This is a genomic window from Arthrobacter sp. Y3221157 (assembly GCF_059089865.1).
On record NZ_JBNHFD010000045.1, the window covers coordinates 14,773 to 28,444 of the forward strand.

General features: G+C 64.5%; 12 protein-coding genes. 4 read left to right on the forward strand and 8 right to left on the reverse strand.

From position 1 onward, the window contains the following. Window positions 1-8: 8 nt before the first annotated feature. From AC5RTT_RS12530 to AC5RTT_RS12555, 6 genes are all read right to left on the reverse strand, one after another. Entirely contained in the window at window positions 9-1,283 is a 1,275-nt protein-coding gene (locus AC5RTT_RS12530) for a multidrug effflux MFS transporter (protein WP_494145462.1), read from the reverse strand. 61 nt (window positions 1,284-1,344) lie between these two features. After that, entirely contained in the window at window positions 1,345-1,572 is a 228-nt protein-coding gene (locus AC5RTT_RS12535) for a hypothetical protein (protein ID WP_494145463.1), read from the reverse strand. Between the two features lie 91 nt (window positions 1,573-1,663). Then, the gene (locus AC5RTT_RS12540) at window positions 1,664-4,027 is read right to left on the reverse strand and encodes a beta-xylosidase/alpha-l-arabinosidase (protein ID WP_494145464.1); all 2,364 of its coding nucleotides are present in this window, start codon (window positions 4,025-4,027) and stop codon (window positions 1,664-1,666) included. Window positions 4,028-4,029: 2 nt separating this feature from the next. After that, window positions 4,030-4,848 (reverse strand): carbohydrate ABC transporter permease, encoded by an 819-nt coding sequence (locus AC5RTT_RS12545; RefSeq protein ID WP_494145465.1) that lies wholly within the window; start codon window positions 4,846-4,848, stop codon window positions 4,030-4,032. Further along, window positions 4,849-5,802, reverse strand: coding sequence for a carbohydrate ABC transporter permease (locus tag AC5RTT_RS12550; protein WP_494053065.1), 954 nt, complete (start codon window positions 5,800-5,802; stop codon window positions 4,849-4,851). A gap of 8 nt (window positions 5,803-5,810) precedes the next feature. After that, window positions 5,811-7,109, reverse strand: coding sequence for an extracellular solute-binding protein (locus AC5RTT_RS12555; protein WP_494145466.1), 1,299 nt, complete (start codon window positions 7,107-7,109; stop codon window positions 5,811-5,813). A 140-nt stretch (window positions 7,110-7,249) separates the two neighbouring features. On the opposite strand from AC5RTT_RS12555, the gene AC5RTT_RS12560 reads away from it, so the two are divergent. Continuing rightward, complete coding sequence (locus tag AC5RTT_RS12560) at window positions 7,250-8,275, forward strand: LacI family DNA-binding transcriptional regulator (protein ID WP_494145467.1); 1,026 nt, start codon at window positions 7,250-7,252, stop codon at window positions 8,273-8,275. A gap of 29 nt (window positions 8,276-8,304) precedes the next feature. Next, window positions 8,305-9,216: an aldose-1-epimerase gene (locus tag AC5RTT_RS12565; RefSeq protein WP_494145468.1), complete on the forward strand. Its 912-nt coding sequence runs from the start codon at window positions 8,305-8,307 to the stop codon at window positions 9,214-9,216. Window positions 9,217-9,331: 115 nt separating this feature from the next. On the opposite strand, the gene AC5RTT_RS12570 is transcribed toward AC5RTT_RS12565, so the two are convergent. Then, entirely contained in the window at window positions 9,332-10,498 is a 1,167-nt protein-coding gene (locus tag AC5RTT_RS12570) for an endo-1,4-beta-xylanase (protein WP_494145469.1), read from the reverse strand. A 192-nt stretch (window positions 10,499-10,690) separates the two neighbouring features. Here AC5RTT_RS12570 and AC5RTT_RS12575 point away from each other — a divergent pair, with 192 nt between their 5' ends. Next, a complete protein-coding gene (locus AC5RTT_RS12575) occupies window positions 10,691-11,719 on the forward strand; it encodes a LacI family DNA-binding transcriptional regulator (protein ID WP_494145470.1) in 1,029 nt (342 codons plus the stop codon). Window positions 11,720-11,949: 230 nt separating this feature from the next. Beyond that, a complete protein-coding gene (locus AC5RTT_RS12580) occupies window positions 11,950-12,681 on the forward strand; it encodes a polysaccharide deacetylase family protein (protein ID WP_494145471.1) in 732 nt (243 codons plus the stop codon). Between the two features lie 54 nt (window positions 12,682-12,735). On the opposite strand, the gene pabB is transcribed toward AC5RTT_RS12580, so the two are convergent. Continuing rightward, window positions 12,736-13,672, reverse strand: a 937-nt coding sequence (gene pabB / locus AC5RTT_RS12585) for an aminodeoxychorismate synthase component I (protein ID WP_494145472.1), incomplete at its 5' end; no start/stop codon positions are given.

The window sequence follows — 13,672 nt, forward strand, 5'->3', positions numbered from 1 at the left end:
GTGTACTGCTAGTCCTCGGCCGGGACCCGCTCGTCATCCGGGCGGTCCGCGTGGTCCGGCCATCCGCCCCTGCGGTAGGCAGGGGTTCCGACGGCAAGCACAAGCACTGTCACAACACAGCTGCCGATCATGACGCCCACCATTGAGAGCGCGGTTCCACCCAGCAGTCCCACCAGGGGACTGACAAGCCCGGCGACGCCGGACTGCAAGGCCCCGATAACGGCGGCCGCGGTCCCGGCCATGTGCCCGTAGTTGTGCAAGGCGAGCACGGAGGCATTCGCTGGGATCATTCCCTGTGCACCCAATACAAGCCAAAGCCCTGCCATAAGGCCCACTGCTCCACCGGCGCCCGTGGCCACCGTGGCCAGGAGGATCATTGCAAGGGCCAGTTGGACAAGAACGGCAGTGCGCAGGAGGCGCACGGGCGGGAACTTCCGGACCAGCATGGCATTCAGCTGTGCCGAGAGGACAAGCGCAGCACCGTTGAGCGCGAAGGCGAGGGCGAACTGCTGCTCGGTGAAGCCGTACTCGTTTTGGAAAACGAAGGGGGAACCCACCACGTAGCTCATGATCAGGGCCAGGCCGAGCCCCGGTATGACGGCCAGGGCCATAAAGTGTCTGTCGCGCAGGAGTGACCAGTAGGCGCCGGCAACATGCCGGGGGTGGCCAGGGCTGCGGCTGCCGCCCGGCAGAGTTTCGGGCATGAACTTCAACACGATGGCCACCAGGACGACGCCGATGAGCGCCAGTACGTAGAAGACGGCACGCCAGTGCCAGATCCCGGCGACGGCCTGGCCCACAGTGGGGGCAAAAAGGGGAGCGACGCCGATGACCAGCATCAGTCGCGAGAGCAGGCGGGCGGCGGCTGAGCCTACAAACCGGTCACGGATGACGGCGATGGCCACCACGGCGGCCGCGGCATTGAAGAAGCCCTGCAGGACGCGCAGCCCGGTGAGCGTCTCGATGTCGGGTGTAATGGAGCACAGCAGCGAAATCACGATATGCATGGAGATGCCGATGACCACGGGCAACCGCCGCCCGAACCGGTCCGAGAACGGGCCGATGACAAGTTGCCCTATGCCGCCGCCGAGGAGGGTTCCGGACAACGTTAGCTGGGCAGCGGCCTGGGTGGTTTCCAGATCCTCAACGACGGCTGGCAAGGACGGCAGGTACATGTCCGTCGTGACTGCGGGAAGCGCCGCCAGGGCTCCCAGCATCAGGACGTATTTGAAGCTGCGCGCCGGCCGGGGGCTGGCGTTTGGGGATTGCGGGGTGTCCGTCACGCGGCAAACCTAACTCGTTGGAAGCTTTGATGGTGTGGGATTGCCGCATGGCTCGGGCGGTTCAGCCGGCGGTGTCCAGGTGGTTCTCGGATTCCCATGTCTGCCCATAGGGCACCTGGTCGGTGAGCTCAACCGTGAAGTGCCCCGCGCCCCGTTTTGTCACGAGGATCCCCATGCTGGGGTATTCCCTGGCAAGGTCGCGGAGCTGCCGGACCGAAGCATTGAGCTTTTCGTCCGCCTCGGAGCGGGTAGTGGCAGAAATCGTCAGGAGATGCGGGCTGTTGCCCATGTGGTTTCCTTTCGCTCGTGGACTGTTGGGTCCTGTGCTGCAAGGTGAGGTGTACGGCCGGGGCGCCGGGCAGGAAACCCCGGCCGGTACATCAGTTGCCCGGCTTAACCTGGACGTCGCAGTGCAGCCGGCGGGTATGGTCCACGGTGCGTGTTTCGCCGGTGAGGGCGACTGTTGCCTGCAGGCGGATATCCCCGCTTGAGGCGCCGAAGCCGAGCTCGAGATCACCGGGCTCGACGATCCGCCGGCCGTCCCGGCCGGTGAAAGACGCGACGTCGGCCGGGACTGTGAAGGCTACGCGGGCGGAAGCTCCGGGTTCCAGGGGTACGCGGGCATAGCCTACGAGCCGCTGCTCCGGGCGGACAACTGAAGCCACGGGGTCAGACAGGTACAGCTGGACAAGTTCTGTTCCGGCCCTGTCCCCGGTGTTGGTGACGGTGATACTCACCTTGGCTTCGCCGTCCACCGGCACTGCGGTGGGTCCGTCCACGGTTAGCGTGCTCCACTCGAAAGTGGTGTAGCTCAGGCCATGGCCGAACGGGTAGGCCGCTGCCGGATCGATATTGGAGACGCTGCTTGCCCGGGCCAGCTTGGATGCCAGGTATGTTGAGGGCTGTGCCCCGGGCCGGGCGGGGATGCTGACAGGGAGCCGCCCGCTTGGGTTGACCCGGCCGCTGAGGACCTTTGCAACGGCGGGGCCGCCTTCTTCGCCGGGGAAGAATGCCTGGACGATTGCCGCGGCATTCTCGACGGCGGAGCCAACGGCATAGGGGCGGCCGGTGAGGAGTACGACAACTACCGGAACGCCGGTTCCGATCAGCCGGTCCAGCAGTTGCTGCTGGACGCCCGGGAGCACCAGCGATTCCGCGTCGCAGCCTTCGCCACTGGTTCCCCGGCCGAACAGTCCGGCGCGGTCTCCGAGGACGGCGATGACGACGTCGGCGTTAGTGGCGGCAGCAACGGCGTCGTCAAACCCTTCGGTGGAGGAGCCGTCAACCGAGCAGCCCGCTGCCACAGTAACGGTGCTGTCCGGGAATTCGGCCCGCAGGGCCTGCGCCACGGTAGGCAGTTCGATGCCAACCGGGACCTCCGGATGCTGCCCGCCGACGTGCGCCGGGAAGGAGTAGCAGCCAAGGAATGCCTGGGTATTGTCCGCATTCGGTCCGACGACGGCGATGCGGCCGGGATTCGCCAGCGGCAGGATGCCGTTGTTGCTGGCGAGGATGATCGACTGCTCGGCAATCAGGGCGGCGAGCTTCCGGTTGGCCTCGGTATCCAGCGTGATGCTGCCTTCCAGCCCGGCGGTATCAAGCAGGTCGGCGTTCGCCAGGGCAGGCGGAACCGCCGACCAGTCCTCATCAAGCAGGCCCAGTTCAATTTTCTGCACGAGGACCCGGTGCAGGGCACGGTCCACCATGCTCGCGGGGAGGCGCCCGGCCTCTATCTCCGCAATGAGATGCTCGCCGAAAGCGTGCACGGTGGGAAGTTCGACGTCGACGCCCGCCGCCAGCGCGGCGGCCGCGGCTTCACCGAGGGATCCGGCGACGCCGTGGAGGTTCTTGAGGAAGGCCACCCCGAAGTAGTCGGCCACTACCGTGCCGCTGAAGCCCCACGTATCGCGGAGGAGCCCGGTGAGCAGGGAGGCATCGGCGGCGGTGGGCACGCCATCCATGTCCGTGTAGGCGTGCATGACGGAACGGACGCCCGACTCGCGGATGGCCATCTCGAAGGGCGGCAGCAGGACGTCCGCCTGCTCCCGGGCGCCAACGGAAACAGGTGCGAGGTTCCGGCCGGCCTTGGACGCCGAATAGCCCACGAAGTGCTTGAGGGTGGCGATGATGCCGCTGCTCTCCAGGCCCTGGATGTACGCGGTGGCCAGGGTTCCGATGAGATAGGGGTCCTCGCCGATGGTTTCCTCCACCCGTCCCCAGCGGGCGTCACGTACGACGTCCAGGACGGGGGCGAGGCCCTGGTGCACGCCTACGGAGCGCATGTCAGCGCCGATCGCTGCGCCCATGGTACGGATGATCTCCGGGTTGAAGGTGGCACCCCAGGCAAGGGGGACCGGATAGGCGGTGGCCTGCCAGGTGGCGAAGCCGGCGAGGCATTCTTCGTGGACCAGGGCAGGGATGCCGAAACGGTTGGCTGCGGCGATACGCTGCTGGGTCCGCTGGAGCGACAAGGCGCCCAGGGCAGGGTCCACTGGTGCTGTGCCGAACGGCCTGGTGAGCTGTCCAAGGCCGTTCGGCAGGATTTCGTCCAGGTCGACGGGAGGATTCATCTCATTTTGGTGGGGTGCCACTTCGCCGCCTTCAGTGGAGGCGCCCACCCACACCCCGAAGAGCTGGGCGGTCTTTTCCCGAAGGGTCATGGCTGCGATGAGGCTGTCGGCGCGCTCTTGCGGCGGGGCCGTGGTGTCGCGCCAAGGCGCGCTGTGGGTTTTGGTTTCCGTCATGATTACTTTCCGCCAGCGCCCATGAGGCCCTGGACAAGCGCGCGGCGCGCGAAGAGGTAGGCGAGCAGTACCGGCACCATGGAGAGGGTCACGGCGGCCAGGAGTCCCGGGATGTTGATGCCGAACTGCGTCTGGAAGTTGAACAGGCCAAGTGTGACCACCCGGGTTGATTCGGACTGCGTAAGGATCAGCGGGAAAAGGAACCCGTTCCATGCCTGAAGTGCCGAGAACACCGCGATGGTGGACAGTCCACCCTTGGACAGAGGCAGTACCAGGCGAAGGAAGGAACGTGCGGGGGTGGCGCCGTCCATGGCCATTGCCTCGTAGAGATCGGGAGTGATGTCCCGCATGGTTCCGCTGAGGATGATCGTGCAGATCGGAAGGGCGAAGGCCGCCGTCGGAAGAATGACGCCCAGCAGGTTGTCGTAGAGGCCCACGGTGTTGATCAGGTAGAACACCGGAACGATGACGGCCTGGGCGGGAACCGCCAGTCCCAGCAGGAACACGCGGAAAATGACCGAGGCGGCACGGCTCTGGCTCCGGACGATCGCATAGCTTAGCGGGGGTACCAGGAGCAGGACCAGGCCGACGACGCCGGCCGTAACGATGACGGTGTTGAAGAAGTACCGGCCGAACCCGCTGGTGATGGCATCCACATAGTTCTGCAGCGTGAAGCTGGTCGGCAGGGACAGCGGACCATTGTCGCCGAATTCGGCACGCGTCTGGAATGTTGCAGACAGCATGACGTACAACGGCACCGCTACGATGGCCAGCCAGATGAAGGCTCCGATGCCGGCAAGGTAATTCGGACGCGTTTTCATTTAGAGCCCCTCCAGGGAACTGCGCATCTTGTCGTATCCGGACACGCGGACCACAGCGAAGGAAATTGCCGTGGAGATGACGACGAGTACGAGGGCGATGGCGCTGCCGGCGCCGAAATCGAACCGGCGGAACGCCTCCTGGTACATGTGGAAAGCGGTGATAGTGGTGCTGGTGCCCGGTCCGCCATTAGTCAGGATGAGGACTGTTTCAAAAGTGGTCAGGCCACCCACCACCATCAGGATCACGGACGTGATGATGCTGTTTTTCAGTTGCGGCAGGGTGATGCTGAAGAACTGCCTGACTGTGCCTGCGCCGTCAATTGATGCGGCCTGGTAGAGGACATGCGGAATCTGCTTCGCTGCGCCCTGGTAGATGAGCGTGTGGAACGGCGTGAACTGCCACATGCCCACGAAGATCAGCACCGCGATGGCACCCGTCTGGCTGCCCAGGATATTGCCGTCTCCGAACAGCCAGGACATCTGGCCGGGAATGCCGAAGTTGGGGTCAAGAAGGGCACGCCACAGGACGGAGATCGCGGCCGAGGACAGCAGCAGCGGAACGAAGTAGATGGCGCTCAGGATGGCGCGGTTTTTCTGTGTGCCCGCCGCCCAGACCCCCAGCAGGATGCTCAGAGGTGTCTGGGTCACGATGCCAAGCACAATGAACAGCAGGCTGAGCCAGAGGCTCTGAAGCATGACCGGGTCCTGGAAGAGCGATTCCCAGTTTTTGAAGCCTACGAACTTGGGGTCGCCGAGGCCTCTCCACGTGGTGAAGGACAGCACTGCCACCGCGACAAGCGGGACCAGCGCGAAAAGTCCGAAGAATATGGTGGCAGGAAGGGCCCAGACAAAGCCGGGGCGGCTCGACGAGGAGCCGCCCCGGCGCGCGGGACGGCCCTCTTCGGGGCCGCCCGCGCGTGCCGGGCGCCTGCGGTTTGCAAGCGTCGTGGTCATGATTTTTCCTAGAGGCTCTGCATTGCCTTGATGAAGCCATCTTCGTCAATCTGTCCGCTGAAGAACTGGGAGACGGCGGTGAGGATGGTGACAGTTGCTTCCGGCGGGTACGCCTGGTCCCAGGAAAGCTGGAACGACGGCGCTTCCTTGACCAGGTCGAACTGGTATTTTGCGTATTCGGGATCCGCCGCCTGGTCGAGGAATTTCTCCGTGTTCGAGGTGGTGGGGAGGTTACCGATTCCTACCTGCTCCTGCACGAACTGGTCCGAGTACATGAGCTTCAGGAAATCGCGGGCGGCTTCCGGGTAGCGGGTGTTCTTGTGGATCGAGTAGAAGTTGTTGGTGTTACCCACGAGGTTGTTCTCGTCGCCTTTTCCGCCTTCGATCTTCGGGAACTCGCTGTAGCCGAGGACCTCCGCGGCGAACTGCGCGTCGTTGCTCTGCTGGGTGGAGTACTCCCAGGAGCCCATCAGTTCAAAGCCCGCCTTGCCGCTGGCAAGCAGGGCGGGGGACCCGCCGTCGGTGAACTTCACTGAGTCGAAGTTGGTGCCGAAGGCTCCTGCATCTACCAGTTCCCGAAGCATGCCGAGGGCTTTGCGGCTGTCTTCAGATTCCCAGACGCTGGTGTCCCCTTCGAGGGCCTTCTTGAAGAGGCCATCTCCGGCAACCCGGTCGTAAAGGTACTCAAACCACATCAGCGTAGGCCACCGGTCGCCGGCACCCAGCGCGATGGGGGTGATGCCCTTGTCCTTGAGGATCTTCACGTCCTCGAGCAGCTCTTCCCAGGTTGCCGGCGGGGCAGTGATGCCAGCGTCAGCGAGGACCTTGGAGTTGTTGAAGAGCATGACCGGTTGCGTGCCGCGCATCGGGATGCCGTAGGACTTTCCGTCAATAACGGCAGTGTCAAACACTGACGGCAGGAAGGCGTCCTTCAGCTGAGGATCTTCCTTGATGAAATCGTCAAGGGGGAGCACGAGGTCGGCATCCACGAAACTCTTGATGCTGCCGCCGCCCCAGTTGAAGAAGATATCCGGCGCGGTTGGCGTATCCATGATGGTCTGCAGCTTCGACTGGTACTCGGCACCAGGGATTTTGTCGAGGACAACCTTCACCTCGGAGGTGGCGTTAAAGGCGTCGATCATTTTTTGTTCAACTGTGTTACCTGCGTCGCCGTACATGGCGACGTGGATCTCGTTCTCGGGCCGGCTCGACGAGCCGGACCCTCCCGAGCAGCCGGCCATCGTCAGGCCAAGGGCAAGAGCCGCACCGCCGGCAAGACTGCGGGCGACCCATCCGTGCTTGTTCATCTTCGAACGCCTCTCGAAAGTTTCGATGCTTTGATCGAAAGTTATGTGATGCCTGCAAGTGTAAGTTGCGTTACATCGACAGCGCAAGGCACGAAACTTTTGTGGCCCTCAGCAGGCAAACTGCCGCTATGCTGGTCCTCATGTCCAGCCCTGCATCTCCCGATACGCGCGTTACCCTCGCCCAGCTGGCCGAGGAGGCGGGCGTCTCACTGTCCACTATTTCGAAGGTTCTGAACGGGCGCTCCGACGTCTCTCGTAAAACACGTTCGAAAGTTGAGGAGCTCCTCGAGGAGCACGGCTACAAGCGGCGGAAGACCACCGCTTCGAAGTCCCTCCTCCTGGAGCTGGTCTTCCATGAGCTCGAGAGTGCATGGGCGCTGGAAATCATCCGCGGGGTCGAAAACGTCGCAAAAGCGAATGGCATGAGCGTCATCCTCACCGAGAGCGGCACGAGGCATGCGCCCGGAGCTGACTGGGTTGAAGGCGTGATGGCACGCCGGCCGGCCGGCGTGGTCCTGGTCTTTTCCGATTTGCCACAGGAGTACCGGCAGCAGCTGGACGCGCGCTCCATCCCGTTCGTGATCATCGACCCGGCAGGCGACCCTGCCCCCGATGTGCCTTCGGTGGGGTCGGCCAACTGGGCCGGGGGCATGATGGCCACGCGCCACCTTATTGACCTTGGCCATACCCGCATTGCCGCCATCTCCGGTCCTGGGGACATGATGTGCTCCCTGGCCCGGATCGATGGCTACAGCTCCGCCTTGAACACTGCAGGCATTCCCATCGACCGGACCCTCATCCGGTACGGCGATTTCCACGTGGACGGCGGCCGAAGCCACGCCCTTGAGCTGCTGCAGATGGAGCAGCGGCCCACCGCCATCTTCGCCGGCAGCGACCTGCAGGCCCTGGGGGTCCTGGACGCCGCACGCCAGCTTGGCCTGGCTGTTCCCGGCGAATTGTCAATCGTGGGATACGACGACCTCCAGGTGGCACGCTGGTCCAGCCCTGCCCTCACCACTGTGCACCAACCCCTGATCGAGATGGCCGAAGAGGCCGCCCGGATGGTCCTGCGCCTGCGGGAAGGTGAACGGCCCAACAACCTGCGCCTCGACCTTGCAACATCGCTTGTTGTCCGCCAAAGCACCGCGCCACCGGGCCAGGACTGACCCTGGCGGTGTTCCCGGAAAGGAACCTCATGTCATCCATCGTCAACACCAACGGTGAGTTCGTCACGCTCGAGGCGGGCGACTACACCGCAGCGGTCACCACTGTTGGAGCAGGGCTTCAGCAGCTTTCTTTCCGCGGCACGGACCTGGTCCTGCCCTTTCCTCCTGACGAACTTCCTCCCGCCTTTGCCGGGAAGACCCTCATGCCGTGGCCGAACAGGGTCAGCGGCGGCGCCTACACCTTCGGCGGGCAGCATTACCAGCTACCCGTCAACGAGGCAGCCACCGGCAGTGCACTCCACGGGCTTGCCCTGTGGAGCGAATGGCGTGTGGAGCAGCGCTCGCAGGCCGAGGTGACGCTCACTTACCTGCTGCACGGCGAACCCGGGTATCCCTTTCCCCTGGCGCTCACGGCTTCCTACGCGCTGGACCCAATTGCCGGGCTGCACATCAAGCTCAACGCGGTCAACTGCGGGACATCGCCGGCGCCCTACGGTTGCGGCTCACACCCTTATGTCACTGTTGGCGGCGAGGACATCGCCAAGTGCGAGTTGGGATTCCGGGCTGGCAAAGTGCTCCTGACGGACGAGCTGCTCCGGCCCGCCGGCCTTGCTGACACGAAAGGCACTGACTTCGATTTCTCGGCTGCCCGCCGGATCGGTTCGCAGTCCCTGGACCATGCCTTCACCGCTCTGCCGGAGGGGGAGTGGCACGTTATCCTGCGCAACCCCGGCCTCCAGCTGTCGGCGGTGGTTCAATCTACGGGAGCAGAAGCCCCCTGGGTCCAGCTCTATTCAGGAGAGCTGCGCAGCCGGAAGGGGCTGGCGGTGGAGCCGATGAGCTGCCCGCCAGATGCCTTCAATTCCGGCAGCGATCTGGTCGTCCTGGATCCGGGCCAGTCGCACACGCTTACCTATCGCATCCACGCCCTGGAGGGTTAGCCGCCACGGGATGCCCGCTCAGTGGCCCCTCCGGAAGGTGATGAGGCAGCCACAGAAAAGCGGCCCGGAACCTGATGGTTCCGGGCCGCTTTGTCAGCACTGCAGGTGGCAGTGGTTACTGCCGGTACGCGGGGTGGTGGCTTGAGCGCTGTTCTCCGCCTGGGTTTGCCTGCAGAAGGGTGGACTGCAGTGCGTAGTACGACGGCTTGCGGGTGTAGTCCTCCCACATCACTGTTGCCTCGCCCTGGCCGCTGAAGAAGACAGGCACCCAGGAGTACTTGTCGTTGAAGCCCCAGATGGTGAAGGAGTTGCAGTCCTCAACGTTCAGGCAGGCTTCCAGCGCACGCTGGTAGTAGCTGGCCTGCTTGGCGAGTTGCTCCGCCGTGGGGGTTGCCCCGGCGGCAATGTTCATGCGGACGTCGATCTCAGTGACAGCCGTTTCCAGGCCGAGGTCATCGAAGCGCTGAAGGTTCGCCTGCAGGTCACCCGGGAAGCCGTACTGGGTGCTCAGGTGGCCCTGGACAGCGAACCCGTCCACCTTGACGCCCTGGGCCTGGAGCTTCGAAATGAGGTCCACATAGGCCGTGCTCTTGGCGTTGATGCTCTCTACGCCGTAGTCATTGAAGAAGAGCTTCGCGTTCGGATCCGCCGCATGGGCCCAGCGGAACGCGTCGGCGATGATCTCCGGACCCAGTTCCCGGATCCAGATGTTGTCGGTGGTGCGCAAGGTGCCGTTTTCATTGAAGATTTCGTTCGCGACGTCCCATTGCTGGATCTTGCCTGCATAGCGGCTCACGACGGTAGTGATGTGATCCTTCAGGATGGAGCGCAGTTCCTCCTTGCTGAAGTTGCCCTGCTCCAGCCATGCGGGGTTCTGGCTGTGCCAGAACAGGGTGTGGCCGCGGACCACCTGTCCGTGCTGCTGGGCGAATTCAACAATGGCGTCCATCTCGGCGAACCGGTACTGGTCCTTCTGAGGGTGGATGAACTCCCACTTGGCCTGGTTCTCAGGCGAGACAGAGCTGAACTCGGCAGCGAGGACTTCCCGGTACTGTGCGTCGGAAGTGAAGGGGTTGGGGTAGGGCATGGTTTCGTGGTGGCCGCCGCCGGCTACGGCTGTTCCGATCCGTACGCCCTTGGGCGCAGCCCAGCGCAGGGTGTCCTGCTTGGCAATGCCCGGTGCCTGCGGCTGGTTGTTCTGGCCGGCCGCTGCGGGCAGTGCCGTGGGAAGGACAAACGTCGACGCCAGCGCTGCGGCGGCGACTAGTTGGGCAACCTTCATTAAAGAGCTCTCCTTTGAGGTACAGAGTCAGTCGGACCACATAAGGCCGATGAACGAACTTCCGGAACTTTCCGGAAGTTGGTTGTTGTAGGTTAGGAACATTCCGGAGAGCGCGTCAAGGGTTTCTCGAAAACCTGTGACGCCTGGGCTGCCGCGCGAGGGCCTATACTTGCAGCGGACCAGGAGGAATGCGTGCAGGAGAGCCCCCGCCGGACAGTCACCATTTCGGCAATTGCTGCCGAAGCCGGAGTATCGGTGCCCACTGTCTCCAGGGTGCTCAACGGCCGCAGCGATGTTGCACCGCAGACCCGGGAACGCGTGGAAACGCTGCTGAGGGATTATGGGTACCAGCGGCGGGGCGTCCGCCCGGACGTCCGGTCCGGCCTCATCGACCTGGTGTTCAATGACCTGGACAGCCCGTGGGCCGTGGAAATTATCCGCGGCGTGGAGGAAGCCGCCAATGAAGCCGGCGCCTCGACCGTCGTATCCGCCATCCACCGCCAGAGCAATCCAACATCCACCCGTCAATGGCTGGACAACGTCAGCGCCAGGGCCAGTGACGGTGCCATCCTGGTCACCACGGACCTTGATTCGTTCCTTCGCGCCGAGCTGCAGCGCCTCCACGTGCCGGCAGTGGTGGTGGATCCGGCCGGTGTTCCTGACCTGGACGTGCCCACCATCGGTGCCACCAACTGGACCGGTGCTGTGGGTGCCACGGAACACCTGACAGGACTGGGCCACCGCCGGATCGGCTTCGTGGCAGGGGCGCCTGGCCTCTGGTGCAGCAGGGCGCGGCTGGACGGCTACCGGGCCGGCTTGGACGCGGCAGGAATCTCGTTTGATCCCGGGCTCGTCATGGAGGGGGACTTTGACTACCAGTCCGGGTTCCGTGCCGGCTGCCGGTTGCTTGAGCTGGCCGAGCCGCCGTCAGCCGTCTTCGCAGCCAGTGACCAGATGGCCCTTGGCGTTTATGAAGCGGTGCGGAAGAAGGGCCTGCGGGTGCCCGAGGACATCAGTATTGTGGGCTTCGACGATCTGCCGGAAGCCCGCTGGGCGTCGCCGCCCCTCACCACCGTCCGGCAGCCGCTGGCCGAGATGGGCAAGCTGGCCGCCCGCACTGTCCTGCGCATCCTGCAGGGCGAAGGCGTGGAAAGTCCCCGGGTGGAACTTGCCACCCGGCTGGTGGTGCGGGAAAGCACGGCTCCAACCGCCAACCGCTGAATCCCTCCTCATGTATCGGCCGCTTTGAAGCAGCCGGCAACATTTCCGAAAAACCCTTGACGGGATTCAGGGCGGAAGCCTACGCTGAGCGGGTTCCGGAATTTACCGGAAGTTTTCCATGACCCTTCCGGCTGTCAATGCTGCCTTGGTCCGCAGACATCGCTGTTCTCCGGCCTTCTAGTGCGGCCGGCACTGTGCCTGGGGCGGTCATGACGACAGGAAGGAAAAACATGCCCCTCCCGACTCGCCGCCTCATTTCCGTGCGCAAGGCCGCGTTGCCTCTCGCCGCCGCAGTCCTGGCAGTAGGTGGCTCCGTTCCGGCAAGCCTGGCCGCAGCAACGCCGGCGCAGGCGGACCGGGCAACCCCGGCGATTGTCGATTCGACCCGACATGACGGCAAGTACATTAGCCTGACCTTCGATGACGGTCCCGACCCCATCAGCACCCCCAAGCTGCTGGCCGTGCTGGAGAAGCACCACGTCAAGGCAACGTTCTGCCTGTGGGGCGACCATGTGAAGCAGTACCCCGAGATCGTGCGGCAGATCGCTGCTGCGGGCCACCTTCTGTGCAACCACACCATGCACCACGACAACATGGCCACGTGGGGCCCGGAGGCCATCAAGGCGGACCTGTTGGAAACCAGCGCCGTGATCCGTGAAGCCGTCCCGGACGCGAAAATCGATTACTTCCGTGCCCCCTACGGGAGCTGGGGACAGACGCCTCAAGTGGCAGCAGAACTGGGAATGCAGCCTCTCGGCTGGCAATTGACCATTGGGGACTGGGAGCCGCCGGGAACGCCTGAACTGGTCCGCCGGATCCGCGAAGGGATCCGGCCCGGCGGCGTGGTGCTCCTGCACGACGGCGGTGGCGACAGGACCCAGACGGTGGAAGCGGTTGACCAGGTCATCCCGGAACTCAAAGCCGAGGGCTGGAAGTTCGACAGGCCTGCCCGGCGGGGTTAGCCGGCCCGGCCAGGGCGGGTTTGCCCGGCGCCGGCCGCCCGCCGAGCGGGGCGTTCAGTCCTCCGGGAACTCCGTGCCCAGCGTGGACAGGACCCCATACGCCTTGGTCCGGATCTCCTCGTACTCCTCGTCCGGTACGGAATCGGCGGTGATGGCGCCGCCGACGCCCAGCGTGAGCTCCGCCGTTCCGTCACCCCGGGCATTGACCACCAGGGTGCGGATGGCGACGGCGAGATCCGTGGCGCCGTTCAGCGAGAAGTAGCCGATGGCGCCGGAATACAGCCCCCGCGGGCCTTCCTCCAGCCGGTCGAGGATGGCCATGGTGCTGATCTTGGGCGCCCCGGTCATCGATCCAGCAGGGAAGCAGGCGGCAACTGCCTCCGCCCGCGAGGAGCCGGGCAGCAGGCGGGCGTCAATGGTGCTGACCATCTGGTGCACGGTGGCGTAGCTTTCGATGGCGCACAGCCTGCTGACCGTGACGGAGCCGGGGACCGCAAAGTGGCTGAGGTCGTTCCGCAGCAGGTCCACGATCATGATGTTCTCCGCCCGGTCCTTCAGCGAGGTGGCGAGGTCCGCCCGCAGCCGTGCGTCCTCCTGCTCATCGGCAGCCCGGCGGCGGGTCCCCTTGATCGGTTCGGCGCGCATGCCGCCGTCGGACGCAATTCTCAGGAACCGCTCCGGCGAGGTGCTTGCCACCGTTACCCCGTCCAGCCGGAGGAAGCTTGCGAAGGGTGCAGGATTCCGGCCGCGGAGCGCAAGGTAGATGCGCCACGGGTCCAGGGCATCGGCCGAAACCTGTGCCTCGAGGGTGGTGGTCAGGCACACCTCGTAGGTGTTGCCTTCGGCAATCTCATGCTGCGCGGCCGCGATCTTCTTCCGGTAGGCCTCGCCGGTGTCCCGGCTGCGGAAGGCGGGGGCCTCGGGAAGCACGACGGCGGTGCTGCCGCCGGGTTCCGGGGCGGCGGTCTGGTGAACCGCGGCCTGGTGAACT